At 64.7% G+C, this 19,577-nt stretch carries 18 protein-coding genes; 10 read left to right on the top strand and 8 right to left on the bottom strand.

The window, feature by feature from the left end:
* Positions 1-10: 10 nt before the first annotated feature.
* Entirely contained in the window at positions 11-1,066 is a 1,056-nt protein-coding gene (locus tag EV700_RS11500; RefSeq protein WP_207224656.1) for an inorganic phosphate transporter, read from the bottom strand.
* Positions 1,067-1,254: 188 nt separating this feature from the next.
* Here EV700_RS11500 and EV700_RS11495 point away from each other — a divergent pair, with 188 nt between their 5' ends.
* Positions 1,255-2,031: an alpha/beta fold hydrolase gene (locus tag EV700_RS11495; protein ID WP_130413903.1), complete on the top strand. Its 777-nt coding sequence runs from the start codon at positions 1,255-1,257 to the stop codon at positions 2,029-2,031.
* A gap of 12 nt (positions 2,032-2,043) precedes the next feature.
* On the opposite strand, the gene EV700_RS11490 is transcribed toward EV700_RS11495, so the two are convergent.
* Both EV700_RS11490 and EV700_RS11485 read right to left on the bottom strand, forming a co-directional pair.
* Positions 2,044-2,751, bottom strand: coding sequence for an START domain-containing protein (locus EV700_RS11490; protein WP_130413901.1), 708 nt, complete (start codon positions 2,749-2,751; stop codon positions 2,044-2,046).
* 91 nt (positions 2,752-2,842) lie between these two features.
* Positions 2,843-3,718, bottom strand: coding sequence for a DUF1853 family protein (locus tag EV700_RS11485; RefSeq protein ID WP_130413899.1), 876 nt, complete (start codon positions 3,716-3,718; stop codon positions 2,843-2,845).
* Positions 3,719-3,848: 130 nt separating this feature from the next.
* Here EV700_RS11485 and EV700_RS11480 point away from each other — a divergent pair, with 130 nt between their 5' ends.
* The 8 genes from EV700_RS11480 to EV700_RS11445 all read left to right on the top strand — a co-directional run bounded on the left by EV700_RS11480 (position 3,849) and on the right by EV700_RS11445 (position 12,921).
* Positions 3,849-6,386: a hypothetical protein gene (locus EV700_RS11480; RefSeq protein WP_130413897.1), complete on the top strand. Its 2,538-nt coding sequence runs from the start codon at positions 3,849-3,851 to the stop codon at positions 6,384-6,386.
* Positions 6,387-6,445: 59 nt separating this feature from the next.
* Positions 6,446-7,504: a hypothetical protein gene (locus EV700_RS11475; protein WP_130413895.1), complete on the top strand. Its 1,059-nt coding sequence runs from the start codon at positions 6,446-6,448 to the stop codon at positions 7,502-7,504.
* Positions 7,505-7,606: 102 nt separating this feature from the next.
* On the top strand, positions 7,607-8,350 hold the full coding sequence (modA, locus tag EV700_RS11470; RefSeq protein ID WP_130413893.1) for a molybdate ABC transporter substrate-binding protein: 744 nt from the start codon (positions 7,607-7,609) through the stop codon (positions 8,348-8,350).
* On the top strand, positions 8,347-9,018 hold the full coding sequence (gene modB, locus EV700_RS11465) for a molybdate ABC transporter permease subunit (RefSeq protein ID WP_242610249.1): 672 nt from the start codon (positions 8,347-8,349) through the stop codon (positions 9,016-9,018). Before modA ends, modB begins: the two co-directional genes overlap by 4 nt.
* The gene (gene modC, locus EV700_RS11460; RefSeq protein ID WP_207224655.1) at positions 9,011-10,087 is read left to right on the top strand and encodes a molybdenum ABC transporter ATP-binding protein; all 1,077 of its coding nucleotides are present in this window, start codon (positions 9,011-9,013) and stop codon (positions 10,085-10,087) included. Before modB ends, modC begins: the two co-directional genes overlap by 8 nt.
* A 75-nt stretch (positions 10,088-10,162) precedes the next feature.
* On the top strand, positions 10,163-10,861 hold the full coding sequence (locus tag EV700_RS11455) for an START domain-containing protein (RefSeq protein ID WP_165391445.1): 699 nt from the start codon (positions 10,163-10,165) through the stop codon (positions 10,859-10,861).
* Positions 10,862-11,009: 148 nt separating this feature from the next.
* On the top strand, positions 11,010-12,269 hold the full coding sequence (locus EV700_RS11450; RefSeq protein WP_130413887.1) for a hypothetical protein: 1,260 nt from the start codon (positions 11,010-11,012) through the stop codon (positions 12,267-12,269).
* Between the two features lie 67 nt (positions 12,270-12,336).
* Positions 12,337-12,921 carry a TMEM175 family protein gene (locus EV700_RS11445; protein WP_130413885.1) on the top strand — a complete coding sequence of 195 codons (585 nt, stop codon included), beginning with the start codon at positions 12,337-12,339 and terminating at the stop codon, positions 12,919-12,921.
* Here EV700_RS11445 and EV700_RS11440 read toward each other — a convergent pair.
* The 3 genes from EV700_RS11440 to fadI all read right to left on the bottom strand — a co-directional run bounded on the left by EV700_RS11440 (position 12,915) and on the right by fadI (position 16,163).
* Entirely contained in the window at positions 12,915-13,490 is a 576-nt protein-coding gene (locus EV700_RS11440; protein ID WP_130413883.1) for a DUF4124 domain-containing protein, read from the bottom strand. The genes EV700_RS11445 and EV700_RS11440 overlap by 7 nt on opposite strands.
* 98 nt (positions 13,491-13,588) lie before the next feature.
* Positions 13,589-14,791, bottom strand: coding sequence for a BaiN/RdsA family NAD(P)/FAD-dependent oxidoreductase (locus EV700_RS11435; protein WP_130413881.1), 1,203 nt, complete (start codon positions 14,789-14,791; stop codon positions 13,589-13,591).
* Between the two features lie 67 nt (positions 14,792-14,858).
* Positions 14,859-16,163 (bottom strand): acetyl-CoA C-acyltransferase FadI, encoded by a 1,305-nt coding sequence (gene fadI / locus EV700_RS11430; RefSeq protein ID WP_130413879.1) that lies wholly within the window; start codon positions 16,161-16,163, stop codon positions 14,859-14,861.
* A gap of 216 nt (positions 16,164-16,379) precedes the next feature.
* Here fadI and EV700_RS11425 point away from each other — a divergent pair, with 216 nt between their 5' ends.
* The gene (locus EV700_RS11425; protein ID WP_130413877.1) at positions 16,380-17,090 is read left to right on the top strand and encodes an SRPBCC family protein; all 711 of its coding nucleotides are present in this window, start codon (positions 16,380-16,382) and stop codon (positions 17,088-17,090) included.
* 62 nt (positions 17,091-17,152) lie between these two features.
* Here EV700_RS11425 and ahpF read toward each other — a convergent pair whose 3' ends face one another.
* Positions 17,153-18,700 (bottom strand): alkyl hydroperoxide reductase subunit F, encoded by a 1,548-nt coding sequence (ahpF, locus tag EV700_RS11420; protein ID WP_130413875.1) that lies wholly within the window; start codon positions 18,698-18,700, stop codon positions 17,153-17,155.
* Positions 18,701-18,927: 227 nt separating this feature from the next.
* The gene (gene ahpC / locus EV700_RS11415; RefSeq protein ID WP_130413873.1) at positions 18,928-19,506 is read right to left on the bottom strand and encodes an alkyl hydroperoxide reductase subunit C; all 579 of its coding nucleotides are present in this window, start codon (positions 19,504-19,506) and stop codon (positions 18,928-18,930) included.
* Positions 19,507-19,577 lie beyond the last annotated feature (71 nt).

Raw genomic sequence — 19,577 nt, 5'->3', positions numbered from 1 at the left:
TCTCCCGAAGTCAGTGGAAAAAGGCGTGCGTCAGCCCGAACAGCAGGCAGGCCAGCAGGGCGGAGCCGGGCAGCGTCAGCAGCCAGGTCAGGGCGATTTCCCCGGCGACCGACCAGCGTACCGCGCGGGGGCGCTCGGACGCGCCAATACCCATGATCGCGGTGGTGACGACATGGGTGGTGGACACCGGGCCGCCCACCAGCGACGCGCCGAGGATGACGCCCGATGACGCCAGTTGCGCATCCAGCCCGTGCAGCGGCCGCAGCTTGTAGATGCCGAAGCCGAGCGTGCGCACGATGCGCCAGCCGCCCAGCAGCGTCCCGGCGGTGATGACGGCGGCGCTGAGGCACATCACCCACAGCGGCACCTGGAAATGCGTCAGCTGCCCGCCCAGCACCAGCACCAGCGTAATGATACCCATGCCTTTCTGGGCGTCGTTGGCACCGTGCGAGAAGGCCAGCGCGGCGGCGGTGACCCACTGGCCGCGCCGCAGGCGGCGGTTGACCTTGGGGCGGGCGGCGCGCAGCAGGAAATTCATCAGGCGGTGCAGGGCGAACCCGGCGGCAAAGCCGACCACCGGGGAAATCAGCAATGCCGCCAGCACCTTGGTGACGCCGGTCAGGTATCCATGCGCCAGTTCGGCAAAGCCCCACGCCACGTGCTCGGCCCCCGGTCCGGCCATGACCACGCCGGTCAGCCCGCCCACCAGTGCGTGCGACGAAGACGAGGGAATGCCCAGCCGCCAGGTCAGCAGGTTCCAGCCGACCGCGCCGCCGACCGCGCAAAGCACGATGCGCAAGGCCTCCGGCGGCGGCAGCGTTTCGACCGACACCAGCCCGCCGATGGTGTTGGCGACGGCGGTGCCGCCAAGGATGGGGCCGAGCAGCGTGAAGCAGGCGACCAGTAGCGCCGCCTGCGCCGGGGTCATGGCGCGCGAGGCCACCAGCGTCGCCAGCATGTTGGAGGCGTCATGGAAGCCGTTGGTGAAGTCGAAAGCGAGAACCGCCACGATGGTCAGCACGACCAGCAGGAACACGGTGTCCAGAAGGAAAGTCTCCGTCAGCATTTTTCGGTGTGTTTTCCGCGAGCATAGGCGCAATGGCGGCGTCCGTCATGTGCTTTGATGTGGCGGGACCGGGAAAATAAACTGGCGCAAAAGGTCAAATGAAACTTGATAGTGTACGTTCGTGCCAATAGATTCGCAGCCTGTTCCGGCGCGCGCGCCGTCCCTTTCCGCCTCACGGGAGTCTTCGCATGGCCTGGCACTACAAACAACGCGGCACCGGACGCCCCCTGATCCTGCTGCACGGCATCGGCATGTCCAGCAATGCCTGGAAGCCGGTGATGCCGATCCTCGCCGCGCAACGTCGCGTGATCGCCTTTGACCTGCCGGGATTCGGCCGCACGCCGCCGCTGCCTGCCGGGACGCCGCCGACGGCGGAAAACATCATCCGCTCCCTGCAGGACAGCCTGCATGAAATGGGCATTGATGAACCGGTGGATTTCGCCGGGAACTCGCTGGGCGGTTATTTCGCCATGGAAGCGGCACGGCGCGGACTGGCGCGCAGCGTCGTGGCGCTGTCGCCGGGCGGGTTGTGGGAACGGGATGCGTCGGCGCACGTGAAGCCGCTGTTCAGGATCATGCGCAAGGGTCTGCAGACCTTTCCGCTGCTGGGCGAGGCGCTGGTGCTGCTGCCGCCGTTGCGCATGATGCTGATGGCGGTGCCGATGACCTCGCAGGGCTGGAAGATTCCGGCGCGCGACGCCATCGTGTCGCTGCGCAACTTTGCCCGCGCCCCCGGTTTCGACGACACGCTGGAAGCGGTGGAGCCGTTCCGTGACGGCCGCAAGATCACCGTGCCGCTGACCGTGGCCTTCGGCGACCGCGACTGGCTGCTGACCGCCGCTTCGCAGAACCGGGGCGAGCTGCCCGCCCATACGCGCTGGCTGAAGCCGCGCGGCTGGGGGCATGTGCCGATGTGGGATGATCCCAAGGGCGTGGCGCAGCTGATCATTGAAGGCACCCGCTAGGCGGGGCCGGAATCAGTTGGCGAACAGCTTGTAGGGCAAGGGTTTGTCGGAATTGAGGTATTCGGGCAACTGCACCATGCGCAGCATGCCCACCACGGCGGCGTAGGGCGCCTGCCGTTGTACGAAATTGACGGTCCACACCGGCGCGTTTCCGCCCGGGTCGATATAGCCTTCATTCTCGAACAGGGTCTTGTTCTTGCCCAGCGGCGTGTATTTCACCACCATGTCCTCGGCCTGCATGCGCACCAGCGGCGGCTTGGGCGGCAGGTAGTCGGGCAGGGCGCTGATGCGCACTTGCGCATAGCCTTTCTGGGCGGTGTAGGGTTCCACCACCGCACGCAGGATGACATCACGGTCGGGGTTGCCCACCGGCGCGTTATGCACCAGATAGTAGATGTACTCGCGGTCCGAGACCTTCTTCAGCAGCTTGGCGTCCAGCAGTTGCCAGTACCAGCGCTGGTAGCTGTCGATGTCGAAACCGACGCGCGCCACCGCTTCCATCGGCGCGTCAATCACCGCTTCAATGCGGAACGAACGGATCTTCTTGCCGTCCTCCAGCTTGGCGTAGGCCTTGATGTTGCGCAGCTTGTCGTGCTTCACCAGCTTCCATTCGTTGGTGAGGCGGTCGCTGCCGCGCAGTTCCTCCAGGTCGCTTTCGGCGTGCGCGGCAACCGGCAGGGCGGCGGCCAGCGTCAGGGCCAGCAGGGCTTTCTTGATCATGGTGTGTGCCGTGTCACATTTTTGGGGTGGACAAAAATGCAACAAGACGCGTTCAGCAGCTTGACCCGGCGCGCCAATCGCCGGGTAAATCCTAGGGCGGAGTCAGAAAGCAGCGCCGTTGTTCTTCGTCGCCCGCATCAAAGCCGATAAACAGCTCCGGCCGCGCCGAGTCCGGGTGCGCCAGCGACTCGGGCGCCGCCAGCGGCAGTTGCAGCGCCGCCTGCTGGTCGGCCAGCCATTCATCGCGTCCGGCGTGACGCCAGCGCAGCGCCCGGAATGCCGGGTCGGCGCGGAAGCTGGTCCAGTCCCGCCATTGCCCGCGCAGATGTCCGGCGGACAGGCAATCCAGCGTTTCCTCCGTCAGTCCCGGCGGATAGAACAATTGCCCTTTCATCACCAGGCAGCGTTGTTCGATGACGTGGTCTTCAAAGGCGTCGAAGCGGAACTGCTGCCGCGCCAGATGCGTCAGCTTCGCGCCCAGCGTGTCGTGGCTGTTCGGGCCGATCCAGTGTCCGGCGACGGTCAGCGGCGGATGGCCCAGATAGAATTTCACCGCCGCCTCCCAGTGTTCCACCTTGCCGGAGTCGGTGTTGCGGAGCAGGAAGTCGAGTTCGCCGACGGTGATCTTGCCCGCCATGATCGTGGCGCGGTGGCGGATCAGCCGGAAGGGGTGGAAGGCCTCGTCCTGCAGCCAGAACAGCAGCAGGTATTCGAAGTAGTAGCCCAGCCGGTGGTTCTTGTGCGCGGCGAGGAATTCGACCAGCGGTGAAGGATCGCGTTCGAGGGCGTCCAGCCGGGGGCGGTAGGCGGCAAACAGCGGCAGCCAGAAACGGTCATCCAGGATGCGCACCGGATGCGCGCTGTCCGGCAATTCCCGCAGCAGGGCGGGGGAGGCCAGCGCCCAGGCGAGGTTGCGGACATCGGGGTGACGCCAGAGGCGCAGGCTTTCTTGGAGGTTGGGCGTCATGCCTTGTTACATCTGCATAATCGTGATGGATTTATCAAAATGAAACAGGCGTAGACTTCCGTCTTCAGGCTAACCTGTTGGTTGCGCACCCGAATGGTGCGTGCCGTGAATCACTCAAGGATACCGAATCATGCTCCCCAATGCCCTGAATTCCAAGCTCAAGCTTCTCCCACTGGCCGCGGTATTGCTGCTGGCTGCCTGCGGCGGCGGTGGCGGCTCCAGCTCGCCCGCTCCGGTGTCTACCACGATTTCCGGAACGGCCAGCAAAGGCACGTTCAAGAATGCGATTGTCACAGCCTTCCAGGTCAAGGCAGACGGCACGAAAGGGGACCTGATCAAGACGGTTCGCACCGGAGCGGACGGAAAATACAGCATTGTGGTGAGCGGCTATACCGGGCCGGTGCTGCTGGAAATGAGCGGTGACGCCGATACCAAGATGACCTGTGATATTCCCGCCGGTTGTGGCGGCGGTGTGGGCTTCGGGCAGGATGTTGCGAATCCGGGGTTGACCCTGACGTCGGTGCTGTCAGGCCTGCCGGGCGGCGTCATCAACAGCGCGATCACGCCGTTCACGCATCTGGCGGCGCAATTCGCGCTGAACAAGCCGGGACATCTGACCGCCACCAACATTGATGCGGCGCTGACACAGATCCAGGACTTGTTCGACCTGCCCGCCCTGAACGCGACCCAGCCCGCCGACGCCTCGCTGGATTTGTCCACCAAGGGGCTGGATGCGCAGCGTTATGCCCTGCTGAATGCGGCCATCGGTCAGTTGGCCGGGTCGGTCGGCGGTATCGGCACGAAGCTGGACGGGCTGGTGGCGCTGCTGAACGCCAATGGCGGCCAATTGCCCAGCAGCGGCTCGGCCGGTCTGGATCTGGCTGATGTGCTGCGTGCGGCGCAGGATGTGGTCAATTCCGGCAAGGTGGCGGGTATCAACAGCCTGATTTCGACCGCGCTGGCCGAAAATATCCAGGTGGCCGAACTGACGACCGGCAATACCACGGCGACGCCTTCGGATACGTCGGGCGCCGCCGATCTGGCGAAGGCCAAGGCTTTTGTGACATCGGCGGGGCAACTGGCGGCGCAACTGCGGACGCTGGATGACCAGAGCGCCGTCGACGGTTTCCGGGCGAAAATCCATACCATTGACACCATGGCGACGGAAAACGGCCTGATTTCCCAGGCAACCGTCGCGGCCTTTAACCTGTTGCTGCAAGCCGCCGAAGCCGGTACGGCCAGCAAGACGTTCACCGTTCCTGAAGTGCAGGCCATGCTGGATGCCACTAGGAATCCTCGTTTTCCAGTTACCGCCCAGAATGATGTCCGGCTTGTAGTCAATACGGCTGACAATTCCGTCAGCCTCAGTGGGGAGCTGGTGGTGAAACCCACGACTTCATCATGGAACGGCACGACTTGGGTGCTGGACACTCCAAAAGGGTTTACCGTCACCAACCTGAAGCTGAGCTATCCGGGTGATGCGGTATCGACGAATACCTACACCCTGTCCTTGCTGGCCAACGCTTCGATCAAGAGCGGCGATGTAGCTCTAACCATTCCGGCGCTGACGTCCAGTCATATCCAAGTGACCTTCCCGACCGCGAAGACCTTCGCTGACCGGCAGCTAGATATGGACGGTCTGAATCCGGAGTTGCCGACCGCGATAACCGCGAAATTGGATCAGATGATGTTGACCGCGTTGAATGCGCCAGCGACCGAATTTTCCCGCTTCAGCGGCACGATGAGCCTGAATGTGGTGCAGGGCATGCTGGATGTCTCGCACGGCGGCGGCCAGCGGGCGTGGCCTTTGCCGACCCTGGCGCAGATGAAGGGGATATTCACCAGCAATGACGGCCTCAACAGCATGGACGCCAGCGCTTCCATCGACCTGACCGGTTCCAATCCCAAGGTGTCGCCGTTGCCGGGGCATGTGCGCAGCAACCTGTTCACCTATCAGTACAACACGCTTGCCAACCAGGCGACCCTGACGGCCTCGACCGGCTTGTTTGTCTCGGATAACGCCTGGGGCGGCTCTCCCACGCTGACGTTGAAAATGGCGGCATTAAGCCCGACCTGCCTGATCGCTTCTTACCCGAATGCGCCTTTCGGCGACTGGTTGCTGGGCTGCTTTGGCAAGACCACCGTTTCCGAATCGCTGAGCGCCCTCCTGAGCTTGGGTTACACCCCTTACCAACTGCAAGTGTTTGTGACCGGCGAAGGCTATTACCAGCCGGTGCTGACCGGTCTGACCGCCAACACAACCGCGACCGCCGCCAACGGGACGTTGCTTGAAGGCAACGAGCTGTTTGAAGACGCCACCCATTTCGGCAAGGGCACGATCAGCCTGACCACCAAGGTGAAGCTGTCCGGCGCTACTCCGGTGGATCTGGATGCAACGATCACGGCCAAGCGTACGGCGATTGACGGCGGCGGTTTGACCGCGGCATTCCGTCTGGGCGCTGACCAGATGACCCTGACCGCGCCAGTCATCGGCGGCAAGGCGGTTTATACCCTGACCAACAAGGATGGCGTCAGCGTCGAAGTCAGTGCGGTCGATACTCAGGACAAGATTGCCATCAAGCTGAACGGCAAGGAATACGGTTGGCTTTACACCCTCAACGGTCTGCCGGTGGCCAAGTTCACCGACAACAGCCTGATGGCGCTGTAATCCTCCCCGGCCCTCACAGGAAGGACGGTAGCAATACCGTCCTTTTTCCGTTTATGCATATGGCTTTGGCGGGTTTGCTGTTGGCTGTTCCGCTGTCGGCGGCTGCGGCGGATCTCTCTCTGCATATCGACGCGGACGGCTATGCCGAGCCCGTTTCCATCCAGGACTTCACGCATCACTGGCAGGGCCGTTTCTCCGGCGGTCGTCACGCCTTCCTGCAAGGTCGTGCGGAGTTGACCCGGCGTGATGTGGGGCAAGAGGTCAGCCTGTTGTGGCGTTACGACTACCTGCTGGATTTCACCCCGGATACCGCCGAGCTTTACAACGCCTATGCCAAGGGTCTGGCCCCCGATACCGGGCGCGCCTATGGCCTGGGAGTCACCGCCCGTTATTCCGAGGCGCTGGGCGTGCGCTGGAGCCCGGTTTTCCAGTGGCGGCCGGGGCTGACCGTGACGCCAGGCTTCAACCTGTTGCAAGGCTACAAGCTGACCGACGGCGGTCTGGGCGGCAGCGCCCGCTTCCGCCAGCCCGGGTTCAGCGGCGCTGACTTTCAGGGCGCGGATCTGGCGGTGGACTATCACTATGACGAGCCTCAGCTCTACGAAGAAAAGCTGGGCTGGCATCCCCGTAATCCCGATGGCTGGGGATACAGCCTCGACCTGCGCGCCGACTGGCGGCCCGATGACCGGCGCAGCCTGACGCTGCAGCTGTATGATGTGTATGGCCGCCTGCACTGGCGGCAGGCACCGCGGACACAGTATCAATTCGACTACCAGGCGGTGCCGGCCGCGCATCAGCTGACCGGTCAATTGGCGACGGACACCCATTACACGCAGGTATTGCCGATGCGCGGCCGCTTGTCGGGCGATTATCGGCTGAATGAGCGCTGGCAGGCCGGCTGGCAACTGGACGCCAACCGTTATGTCCGTCTGGGGCAAGTGTCGGCGGGGTACAGCGTCGGCGCATGGACGGGTTCGCTGCTGTGGGAGCCGCAGACCGGCGCGTTGGGCGTGGCGCTGGCGCATCCCGGTTTCCGCTGCCGGTGGCTGGCCGACAGCCTGAATACCAACCGCGCCCGGCGTCTGGGGATTTCGCTGGCGGCGGAAACGTCGTGGTAGACAGTGGCAGGTCTTGCTGAGACCCCCCATCCGGCCAAGGGACAGAATCCGCCGAACCCGCTAGTATCCCGTTATCACTGCCCATCCCGACCGGGAGTTGCCATGCGCCGCCGTTTGACCCTGGCTGTTGTTCTGACCTGCACCGCCTTAACCGCCCGCGCCGCCGAGGTACAGGTGGCCGTCGCCGCCAATTTCGCCGGACCGATGCAGAAAATCGCCGCCGCCTTCCAGGCGGATACCGGCCACACCGCCGTGCTGTCCAGCGGCGCCACCGGCAAGTTCTACGCCCAGATCAGCAACGGCGCGCCCTTTGCCGTCTTCCTCTCCGCCGACGACAGCACGCCCGCGCGGCTGGAGCAGGAAGGCCAGGCCGTCAAGGGCAGCCGCTTCACCTACGCCATCGGCAAGCTGGTGCTGTGGTCGCCGCAAGCCGGCATGGTGGATGAGCGCGGCGAGGTGCTGAAGCTGGGCCGTTTCGCGCATCTGGCCCTCGCCAATCCCAAGACCGCGCCTTACGGGCTGGCGGCGCAGCAAACCCTGACCGCCCTGAAGCTGTGGGAGCCGTTGTCGCCGAAGCTGGTGACCGGCGAAAACATCGCCCAGGCCTTCCAGTTCGTCAGCACCGGCAACGCCGAGCTGGGCTTCGTGGCGCTGTCGCAGGTCTGGCAGGACGGCAAGATCAGCGGCTCATCCTGGCTGGTGCCGCCGTCGCTGTACGAGCCGCTGCGGCAGGACGCGGTGCTGCTGAATCCCGGCAAGGACAATGCCGCCGCCCGCGCCTTGCTGGATTACCTGAAAGGCGACAAGGCCAAGGCGATCATCCGTGCTTCCGGATACACGCTGTGACCGCTGAGGATCTGGCCGCTGTCTGGCTGACGCTGAAACTGGCGTCGGTGGTGACGCTGCTGTTGCTGTTGCTGGGTACGCCGCTGGCCTGGTGGCTGGCGCGCACGCGTTCGTGGCTGAAGACGCCTGTGGGCGCGCTGGTGGCGGTACCGCTGGTGCTGCCGCCGACGGTGCTGGGCTTCTACCTGCTGCTGGCAATGGGGCCGCACGGGCCGGTGGGCCGGTTCACCGAGGCGCTGGGGCTGGGGTTGCTGCCCTTTACCTTCGCCGGGCTGGTGGTGGCGTCGGTGTTCTACTCGCTGCCCTTTGTGGTGCAACCCTTGCAGAACGCCTTCGAGGCGATCGGGCCGCGCACGCTGGAAGTGGCAGCGACGTTGCGCGCCGGGCCGTGGGACACCTTCCGCTCGGTGGTGCTGCCGCTGGCGCGGCCGGGCTTCATCACCGCCGCCATTCTCGGTTTTGCCCATACGGTCGGTGAGTTCGGCGTGGTGCTGATGATCGGCGGCAATATTCCCGGCGCGACGCGGGTTGTCTCCGTGCAGATGTACGATCATGTCGAAGCGCTGGAGTACGCGCAGGCGCACGCGCTGGCGGGCGGCATGCTGGTCTTCAGCTTCACGGTGCTGCTGCTGGTGTACCGGCAACGGCAGGGGGTGCGGCTTGTCTGAACGCCTCGTTGCCGCCTTCCGCCTGGCCCGGCCGGAGTTCACGCTGGAGGTGGCGCTGGACCTGCCCGCGCGCGGCATCACGGTTATTTTCGGCCGTTCCGGATGCGGCAAGACGACGCTGTTGCGCTGTCTGGCCGGGCTGGAGCCGCAGGCCGCCGGGCATTGCCGCGTGGGAGAGGAAGTCTGGCAGGATGATCGTCAATTCCTGCCGCCGCACCGCCGGTCGCTGGGTTATGTCTTTCAGGAACCCGGACTGTTTCCGCACCTGACCGTGCGCGGCAACCTGGAATTCGGCTACCGGCGCGTGCCGGCCGGGCAGCGCCGCGTGCCCTTCGACGACGCGGTGCGATTGATGGGGCTGGAAGAGCTGCTGGCGCGGCGGCCGGAACAGCTGTCGGGCGGCCAGCGCCAGCGCGTGGCGGTGGCCCGTGCGCTGCTGGCCAGTCCGTGCCTGCTGCTGCTGGACGAGCCGCTGGCGGCGCTGGACGCCGAAAGCAAGGCGGCGATCCTGCCCTACCTGGAGCGCCTGCACGACGAGCTGGCCATCCCGATGGTGTACGTGACCCACGCCGTGGATGAAATGGCGCGGCTGGCCGACACGCTGGTGCTGATGGAAGACGGCCGGGTGCGCGCCTGCGGCGAGCCGAATACGTTGCTGACCGATCCGGCGTTGCCGCTGGCGCATCTGGACGAGGCCGGGGTCGTGCTGGCGGGCAAGGTGTTGCGCCATGATGATGCCTATCACCTGAGCGAGGTCGCGGTGGGGGAGCACGCTCTCGTGGTGGGGCGCAGCCCCTTGCCGCCCGGCGCGCCCGCACGGGTGCGGGTGCTGGCGCGCGATGTCAGCCTGACGCTGCAACGCGCCACCGGCAGCAGCATCGTCAATATCCTGCCGGTGCGCATCGAGGAGCTGGGACCGGATCGTGATGCGGCGCGGGTGCTGCTGCGGCTGTCGCTGGACGGCGCGCCGCTGCTGGCGCGGGTGACCCGGCGCTCGGCCGACGAGCTGGGCCTGCGGCCGGGCATGACTGTCTATGCGCAGGTGAAAGCCGTCGCTTTGATGCGTTGACCCCAGAAAAAGAGGACATGCTCGCTAACTTGGCCTATGCTGAAAAGTGATGCGTCTGAATTTCCGGGGAATGGAATGCACCGAATCCTGAAAACAACCGCCAGCGGCATGATTCTGCTGGCGGTCTGCACCGCCTGGGCCGAACCGGCCTGGGAGCCGGTCACCCAGGCCCGCCATCGCGGCGAGGTCAGCAGCTATGTGCGGGAAGTTCCCGGGCACGACGTCAAATCCTTCAAGGGTGTGGTGGATGCGCCGTTCCCGATGACGGCGATCCTGGCCGTGCTGGCGGATATCAACAACCTGCCGAACTGGGTGTTCCAGTGCGAGCGCGCCCGTCACGATCCGGCCTGGCCGGACGTGGTCTACTACATGGAATTCCACACGCCGTGGCCGGTCAACAACCGCGAGGCCGTGTTGCGCAATACCGCCAGCCAGGATCCGCAAACCCTCACTGTCACCATCAACACCGTGGCGATACCCGGCTATGTCGGACCGTCGCGCGGGCGGGTGCGGGTGCCCGAACTCAACAACCGTTTCGTGATCGAGCCGCTGAAGGACGGCGGCACCCGCGTCAGTTTTGAAACCCTGGTCGATCCCGGCGGGGCCATTCCGGCCTGGATGTCAAACTGGATCGCCACCAGTGCGCCGAAAGACACCCTCAACGCCCTGTTGAAACAGGCCGCCTTGCCGCAATACCGCAACCGCAGCGTCGAGGCGGTGCGCTTGCCGGGATTACCCGATCTGAAAGCGCCGTCCTCCGCGACCGGCAAATAATGCCGCGCCAACCGTCACCGAATGCCGCCGTTTAGGGCGGCATTCTTGTTTTCTGACGATAGGTTGTTGATTTGACGAGGGAACGCGGCTGGCATGGCCTCTGCAATGATCCGTGCATGATGGATTTCTTGCCGGGAAAACAACAATCATGAACATGCGCAAGCCATGGTGGCTGCTGACCGTCGTTGCTCTGGGCGGGGCGTTGCCGCCCGACGCCGCGATGGCCTGGTCGCACCTGTACACCACCACCTACCTGATGGGAGACAACGACAGTCGCCTGACGGCCCGCCAGCATGCGGTCGAGCGCATCCAGCAGCAGGCCGCCCAGGAATCGGGGTCGTATATCCACGGTCGTTCGCAACTGGTCAATGACCGGCTGGATGAGGAGATGACCCGTGAAAGCCTGGCGGTGGTTCAGGTGGAGGTGGTGTATGAGCGCTTTGAAATGACGGCGTCCGGGCAGCTGCAGTTGTCGTTGCAGGCCAAGGCCAGCGTTGATGACGCCCTGTTGCGCGAGCGGGTCGCCGCCATGAGCGCTCCGTCCGCCGCGCCGTCGTCAACCGTGCTGGCGCCGCCCGCCGTGGTTAACGTCCTGGGGTCTATCCGGGAACAGCAGCAGCGGCTGGAACAGGATAACCGCCAGTTGCGCGAGCAACTGGAAACGCTGGCCCGGCGACCGGTCGTGGTGGAGGCGAAAAGGGGCGCGCTTGCCGCCCCGGTTGCTGCCGGTGAGGGGCCCGATTGGCTGGCGCCGTTGCTGGATTCGCTACAGGGCCTGCCGGTGAAGGCGCAGATAGTGACTTCCGCCACGGATGCCGGGGCTGGCGTGATGACCTTGGGGGTGCGTACCGGCTGGCGGCTCAGCCTGGCCAAGGACAGTCCGCTGGAGCGCCTGTGCCAGGACTGGCAGTGCGCGGTCGGTTATGCCTACCGGGATGATATCGATGATCGTGATGTGCCGCCGCTGCACCAGCAGTTGTACCGGCCGATCAGCCGCCCGGCGAAGATGGAAGATAAACTGCTGAATCACTGGCGCTTGCTGACCCTGCAGGCGACGCCGCGCCATGAGCTGGCGGCGGGTGAATTGCGCGCGGTGCAGGCGCGGCTGATGTCCTCGCCGTGGTATGTGCAGACGCGGGTGGCGGACCGCAGCTGGCGGCTGCCGCTGCTGACCTGGAACGAGGCCATGGGCGGGCTGGTCATTTCCCTGCAAGGCACCGTGGATGTCGCCGATACGCCCGCTTATGACAGCCAGACTGGTCAGGGGCGTTACCTGTGCACGCCCGCCTACAAGGGCGGTAACTGCTATGACCGCCTGCCCGCGCAGTTCGCGCTGCAAACTGTGGCCGTCAGTCATGCGGCGCTGAAACAGAATCCGGTGCTGGAGGCGAAAGTGATCAGCCCCTGAGACGCCGGCATTCCCCGGAGCGCCGGTTCGTGCGAAGCTTGGCGTCTTTCTGACCGGGAGCGCAGGCATGGGCAAGAACCGTCTCGAAGCCTTCAGCGATGGCGTGCTCGCCATCATCATCACCATCATGGTGCTGGAGATCAAGGTTCCGCATGAGGCCGGCCTGGGGGCGTTGGCGGAGCTGTTGCCGGTGTTCCTCAGCTATATCCTCAGTTTTGTGTATGTGGGCATCTACTGGAACAACCATCACCATCTGTTGCATACGGTGTCGCGGGTTTCCGGGGGCATCCTCTGGGCCAACCTGCACCTGCTGTTCTGGCTGTCGCTGATTCCGTTCGCCACCGGCTGGATGGGGGAAAACCATTTTGCCGCCGCGCCCTCGGCGTTGTATGGCGTGGTGCTGCTGATGGCGGCGGTGGCGTATTACATCCTGCAGCAGACGATCATGAGGGCCGACCGCAGCGGCGCGGTGCTGAAGCGTGCTCTGGGCCGCGACCTGAAAGGCCGGGGATCCATCGTGCTGTATGCGGCGGCCATTCCGCTGGCGTTCCAGTTGACGGCGTTGTCGCAGGCCTTGTATGTGGCGGTGGCGCTGATGTGGCTGGTGCCGGACACGCGCATCGCGCGCGCACTGGGGGACGAGGCTCAGTAAGTGCCCGGCAGGCTGCGGGTGGAGCGCAGCCCCGGCGCTGCTTTTCCCGGGGCTCCCTTGTCCTTCTTGTCCTTGCCGTACAACCGGGCGGCGCTTTCCATCACGGTTTTGCCGCAGCCATCCGTAAACTCGCCAATCTGATCGGCGGTGGGATTGGGCACGGCGCGCGCCAGCATCCACAGCGATCGTGAAACCGCCGCGACACTGGTCTCCAGATAGGGGTTCCGGCGGGCGACCTGACCGTAGTTGGCGATGCGGTCGCGGATGTAGCGATGGATGCCCTCGATGGCCGCGCGCTCCTGATAGGTGGTGCTGTCGTAGGCGCTGCGGTTGGTCACCGTGGCCTTGTCCCAGGCCTTGGCGGCCAGGGTGCAGATATTCCGCGCGTATTCCTCGTCAATTTCGTCGGGAATGGTGATCTTCTGCACTTCATTGTCCAGCGTCAGGCTTTGCGCATTGCGGCCGCAGGGCTGCTGGCTGAAAATCTTGTGGCCGTTCTCTTCGCACATGAAGACTTCCGCGTGGGCGGTCAGGGAGCATAGCAGCGTCAAGGCGATCAGGTAGCGCATCGGGAATGTCCCCGTCAGGTGAGCGTGTGGCGTATGCCTTACGCTAGTGCCGTCGGCCGAAACCTGTCAAGCGGCCTTGCCGGTGTCGTCGCCGATTTTCAGGCGAAAAGTCCCGCCGCATGCCCGGACGCCCAGGCCCACTGGAAATTGAAGCCCCCCAGCCAGCCGGTCACGTCCATCACTTCGCCGACGAAATAGAAGCCGGGCTGCTTCTTGCTTTCCATGGTTTTCGACGACAGTTCCGTGGTGTCGACGCCGCCCAGCGTCACCTCGGCGGTGCGGTAGCCCTCGGTGCCGGACGGCTTCAGCGTCCAGCCGTTCAGCTGGCCGCCCAGTTGCTCCAGCGCCGCGTCGGTCCATTGCGCCAGCGGCGTTTCCGCCAGCTCCGGCCATAGCAGCGCCTGCAGTTCCGTTACCAGGCTTTTCGCCAACCGCTCGTGCAGCAGCGTCCGCAACAGTGATTTCGGGTGTGCTTTCTTCTGCGCCTTCAGCCAGTCCGCCATATTCTCCTGCGGGAACAGGTCGACACGGATGCTTTCGCCCGGCAGCCAGTAATTCGACAGTTGCAGCGCCGCCGGGCCGCTGACGCCGCGATGGGTGAAAAGGATGTTCTCGGTGAAGGCCGCCAGTTCGTTGCTCAGCGCCACTTCCACCGCCAGCCCGGACAGCCGTTCCGTCACCGCCTTGAAGCCGTCGCTGAACATGAACGGCACCAGCCCGGCGCGCGTGGGCAGCACGTGGTGGCCGAACTGCTTCGCCAGCGTGTAGCCGAAGCCGCTGCCGCCCAAAGTCGGAATCGACAGGCCGCCGGTGGCGACGATCAGCGATTCGCAGCGGAATTCGCCCAGCGTCGTTTGCAGGTGGAACCGTTCGCTCGGCCTGGCGTCGGTGGGCGCGCTGACGGCGGTGATCTCGCAGGCGGCCTTGATCGTCACTTTCGCCCGTTCGCATTCCGCCAGCAGCAGGTCGAGGATGTCCTTGGCGGAGTCATCGCAGAACAGCTCGCCGTGCTTGCGCTCGTGGTAGGGGATGCGGTGCTTCTCGACCAGGCTGATGAAGTCCCACTGCGTGTAGCGGTTGAGGGCGCTGATGCAGAAATGCGGGTTGGCGGACAGGTAGTTGCCCGGTTCCACGAAGAGGTTGGTGAAGTTGCAGCGGCCGCCGCCGGACATCAGGATCTTCTTGCCGACCTTGTTGCTGCGGTCCAGCACCAGCACGCGGCGGCCGCGTTGTCCGGCGGTGAGCGCGGCCATCAGGCCGGAAGCGCCTGCGCCGAGGATGATGAGGTCGTAGTGGTTCAAGACGTGCGCCGGTGGTGGAAAAACCGGCGCACGATAGCAGATGGGGGAGGGAAAGCAAGCGCGGCCGTTACTCCGTCTCCAGCACCATCGCCGCGCCAATGCCGCCTGCCGCGCAGGCGGTGGTCAGGCCGATGCCGCCGCCGCGCCGTTGCAGTTCGTACAGCATCTGCATGATCACCCGCGCGCCGGTCGCTCCAAACGGATGGCCGTAGGCCAGCGAGCCGCCGTTGACGTTCAGCTTGTGGCGATCCACCTCGCCCAGCGCCTGCTCCCGACCAATCATGTCCTTCAGGTAGGCGGCATCGTTCAGCCCGCGCAGGTTGCAGGCCACCTGCCCGGCAAAGGCTTCGTGCATGTCGACCAGCGTCAGGTCACCCAGCGCCAGACCGGCGCGGTCCATGGCGATGGGCGCTGCCAGCACCGGCCCCATCAGCAGGTCGTCGCGCGGGTCGCGGGCGGCAAAGGCGTAGGAGCGGATATAGCCCAGCGGCTTGTAGCCCAGCGCCTTGGCGCGTTCCTCGCTCATCAGCAGCAGCGCGCCCGCGCCGTCGGTCAGCGGGCTGCTGTTGCCTGCCGTCACCGTGCCCTTGCCGGAGGTGTCGTAGACCGGCTTCAGCTTGTCATAACTCGCGCGGTCGGAATTCATGCGGATCAGGTTGTCTTCCTTCACCGTGCGGCCGTCGGGCAGGCGCACGCCCATCACCTGACGGTCGAGGCGGCCTTCCTGCCAGGCGCGGGCGGCGTTGCTGTGCGAGGCATGGGCCAGGTCGTCCTGCTCGGCGCGGCCGACGCCCCATTTCTTCACCATCTTCTCGGTGCTTTCGCCCATGGTCTCGCCCACCGAGTATTCGGTGATGGACGGCCGTTGCGGCAGCAGGTCCTTCACCTTCAGCCCGGCCAGCAGGCGGATCTTGTCCTGGGTGGTCTTGGCGAAGTTGATGTCGCGCAGGGTGGCGCTGAGCTGTCCGGACAGCGGGATGCGCACGCTGCTCGTGGAATCGGTGCCGCCGGCGATGCCGAGGTCGGTGTAGCCGCTCAGGATGTTGTCGGCCAGGCTGGCGGTGGTCTGGAAGCTGGTGGCGCAGGCGCGGGTGATCGAGTACGCATCCAGCTTGTGGTAACCGCAGGCGAGGGCGATTTCGCGAGCGATGAAGGGCGCTTCCGGGATCATCACTGTCATGCCGAACACCAGTTGCTGCAGATCGGCCGGGTTCAGGTTGTTACGGCTGACCAGTTCCTTGACCACCAGCACGCCCAGGTCGATGGCGTTGAGGTCGCGGTAGTGGGTGGCGATGCGGGCGAAGGGGGTGCGCACGCCGTCGACGATGGCGACGCGGCCGTGCTTGCCGGTGTAGGGGATGGCGGGGGGCATGGGGTCGTCCTCGGGCGGGTGGCTAAGTAATTGGACGATCGTATGGCGAGTGGGGAGGGGCGGCTATGGCCGGGCTGACGGCGAGATCGGGCATATCGGTTATCGGGATGAATGCGCGGGATGACAGCGTCCCGGCGGGGACGGCCTCCGCTCTTGACTCCCGTGGAAAAAAGCCTAATCTCAGCCAGACAATCATAAAAAAAAACGGGCGGAACCATGCTCAACGCACCATCCCTCTTGCGTCACTTGCTTTGTGTCTCCCTGCTGACGTCAGGCATCGCCTGGGCGGCCAACGAAGAACTGGACGAACTGCGCGCCAGCGACAGCAACGAATGGCAGCAAGTCAAGAACGACAAGTATCACCACATCAAGACCTGGTCCAAGCGCGAGGACGGCAAGCGTATCCGCTCGTTCAAGGTTGAGGCCGTGATGGACTCCTCGCTGGAAGCCATCGCCCGCGCCACCTTCGATTTTGAAAACTACCCGCGCTGGTACTTCAAGATGAAGCAGTCGAAGGTGCTGAAGCAGGTCTCGCCGACGGAAGTGTACTTTTATCAGGTCTTTTCCGCTCCGCCCGGACTGCCGGACCGGGATGTGGTTGTGCACCTGAACATCGACCCCTACAGCCCCCGTCGCGGTTATTTCCGGCTCAATATCGCGGCCGCACCCGATTACCTGCCGCCGCAGCCGGGCCTGGTGCGCATGCCGGGTTTCAACATGACCACCACCTATACGCCGCTGCCGGAAAGCAAATGGAAACTGGATGTGGAAGGGTATATCGATCCGGGTGGAACGGCGCCGACCTGGGCGACCAATTACGTTCAGCGTAACGCGCCTTATCAGGTCTTGCTGGGCCTGCAACGGGTCAGCAGCAGCGAGGAATACACCCAGAGCAAGAAACCGATGTCGCTGAAGTATATGGAGTAAATGCGCTCCGATCGAAGGACAGGGTCGGGCTGAAGCCCGACCTGCAGTGGTGACGGGGAGGCTTACACCCCCGACCGGATCAAATGGTCAAACGCCCCCAGCGCCGCATTCGACCCAGCGCCCATGGCAATGATGATCTGCTTGTACGGCGCGGTGGTTACGTCGCCCGCCGCGAACACGCCCGGCAGCGAAGTCTGGCCGCGCGCATCTACCTCGATCTCGCCGCGCGGCGTCAGCGCCAGCGTGCCCTTGAGCCAGTCGGAATTGGGCAGCAGGCCGATCTGCACGAACACGCCCGCCACGTCGAGCTTGCGGCTTTCCTGGGTGACGCGGTCGGTGTAGCTGAGGCCGGTCATCTTCTGGCCGTCGCCATGCACTTCCGTGGTCAGCGCCGAGACGACGATGCTCACGTTCGGCAGGCTGCGCAGCTTGGTCTGCAGCACGGCATCGGCGCGCAGCTGGCTGTCGAATTCAATCAGCGTCACGTGCTCGACGATGCCCGCCAGGTCAATGGCCGCTTCCACGCCGGAGTTGCCGCCGCCGATCACCGCCACGCGCTTGCCCTTGAACAGCGGGCCGTCGCAGTGCGGGCAGTAGGCGACGCCACGGCCGCGGTACTCCTTCTCGCCCGGCACGTTCATCTCGCGCCAGCGCGCGCCGGTGGCGATCAGCACCGTCTTTCCACGCAGCGTCGCGCCGTTAGCCAGTTCCACCGTCACCAGGTCGCCGCCAGTCAGCTTGACCGCGCGCTGGGTGTTCATGATGTCGACGTCATAGCTCTTGACGTGTTCTTCCAGCGCCGCCGCCAGCTTCGGGCCCTGGGTTTCCTTCACCGAGATGAAGTTCTCTATGCCCATCGTATCCATCACCTGGCCGCCGAAACGCTCGGCGACCACGCCGGTGCGGATGCCCTTGCGCGCGGCGTAGATGGCTGCCGCCGCGCCCGCCGGGCCGCCGCCGACGATCAGCATGTCGTACGGGGCCTTCTCGCTCAGTTGCTTCGCCGCCCGTGCTTCCGCGCCGGTATCGGCCTTGGCGAGGATTTCCTCCAGCGTCATGCGGCCGGAGCCGAAGTTGCCGCCGTTCAGGTGCACGGCAGGCACGGCCATGATGTTCTTGGCCTCGACTTCCGCCTGGAACAGCGCGCCGTCGACCATGGTGTGGGTGACCTTCGGGTTCAGCGCCGCCATCAGGTTCAGCGCCTGCACCACGTCCGGGCAGTTGTGGCAGCTCAGCGAGACATAGGTGACGAAGTTCAGTTCGGTGTCCATCGCCTTGACCTGTTCGATCAGTTCCGCTTCCACCTTGGGCGGGTAGCCGCTGACCTGCAGCAGCGCCAGCACCAGCGAAGTGAATTCGTGACCCAGCGGTATGCCGGCGAAGCGGACGCGGGCGGTTTCACCGGCCTTGCCGACGCTGAAGGACGGGACGCGCTCATCCGCGCCGTCGGTGCGGACGGTGATGCGCGTCGTCAGTTCGGCGATTTCGTTCAGCAGTTCCAACATCTCGGCGGCGGCCGGGCTGTCGTTGAGGGAGGCGACCAGCTCGATCGGGCCGGCCAGCCGTTCCAGGTAGCCTTGCAGTTGGGCTTTGAGGGTTGCGTCGAGCATGATCGTCTCCGGGAAATTCGGGTAATACCTCCCCGTAGGGGCGCACTGCGTGCGCCCTTGGGGCAAAACACATCGGTTATTGCGTCGTGTCTGTAGGTCAGGCTTCAGCCCGACAACCGTCCTTCGATCGGAGGGTGTTGTCGGGTTGAAACCCGACCTACAGGAGTGGGGATCAGCGGGGTGTTCGTATGAGAGGGCGCACGCCGTGCGCCCCTACAGAGTCCCGATCAGATCTTGCCCACCAGATCCAGCGACGGAGCCAAGGTCTTGGCGCCTTCCTTCCACTTGGCCGGGCAGACCTGACCGGGGTTGGCGGCGGTGTACTGGGCGGCCTTCAGCTTGCGCAGGGTCTCGGACACGTCGCGGGCGATTTCGTTGCTGTGCACTTCGGCGGTCTTGATGACGCCGTCCGGGTTGATGACGAAGGTGCCGCGCAGGGCCAGGCCTTCGGAGTCAATGTGCACGCCGAAGGCGCGGGTCAGGGTGTGGGTGGGGTCGCCGACCAGCGGGAAGGTCGCCTTGCCCACGGCCGGGGAGGTTTCGTGCCAGACCTTGTGCGAGAAGTGGGTGTCGGTGGTGACGATGTAGACTTCCGCGCCCGCCTTCTGGAATTCGGCGTAGTTGTTGGCGGCGTCTTCGATTTCGGTCGGGCAGTTGAAAGTGAAGGCGGCCGGCATGAAGATCAGGACCGACCACTTGCCCTTCAGGCTTTCGTCGGAGACAGTGATGAACTCACCCTTGCCGTTACGGCTGACGAAGGCTTGGGTCTTGAACGGTTGAACCTGGGTGTTGATAAGGCTGCTCATGAAGTTGCTCCTTGGCATGGATGGTTGTTTCGACAGGCCTAGCATAGGGCAGGCCCGGCTCGGAGTGAAAT

The sequence above is a fragment of the Fluviicoccus keumensis genome, assembly GCF_004217445.1.
GTDB classification, from domain to species: Bacteria; Pseudomonadota; Gammaproteobacteria; order Pseudomonadales; family Moraxellaceae; genus Fluviicoccus; species Fluviicoccus keumensis.
Note: the sequence above shows the minus strand (reverse complement) of the source record. Positions and strands in the feature narration are given on the sequence as shown.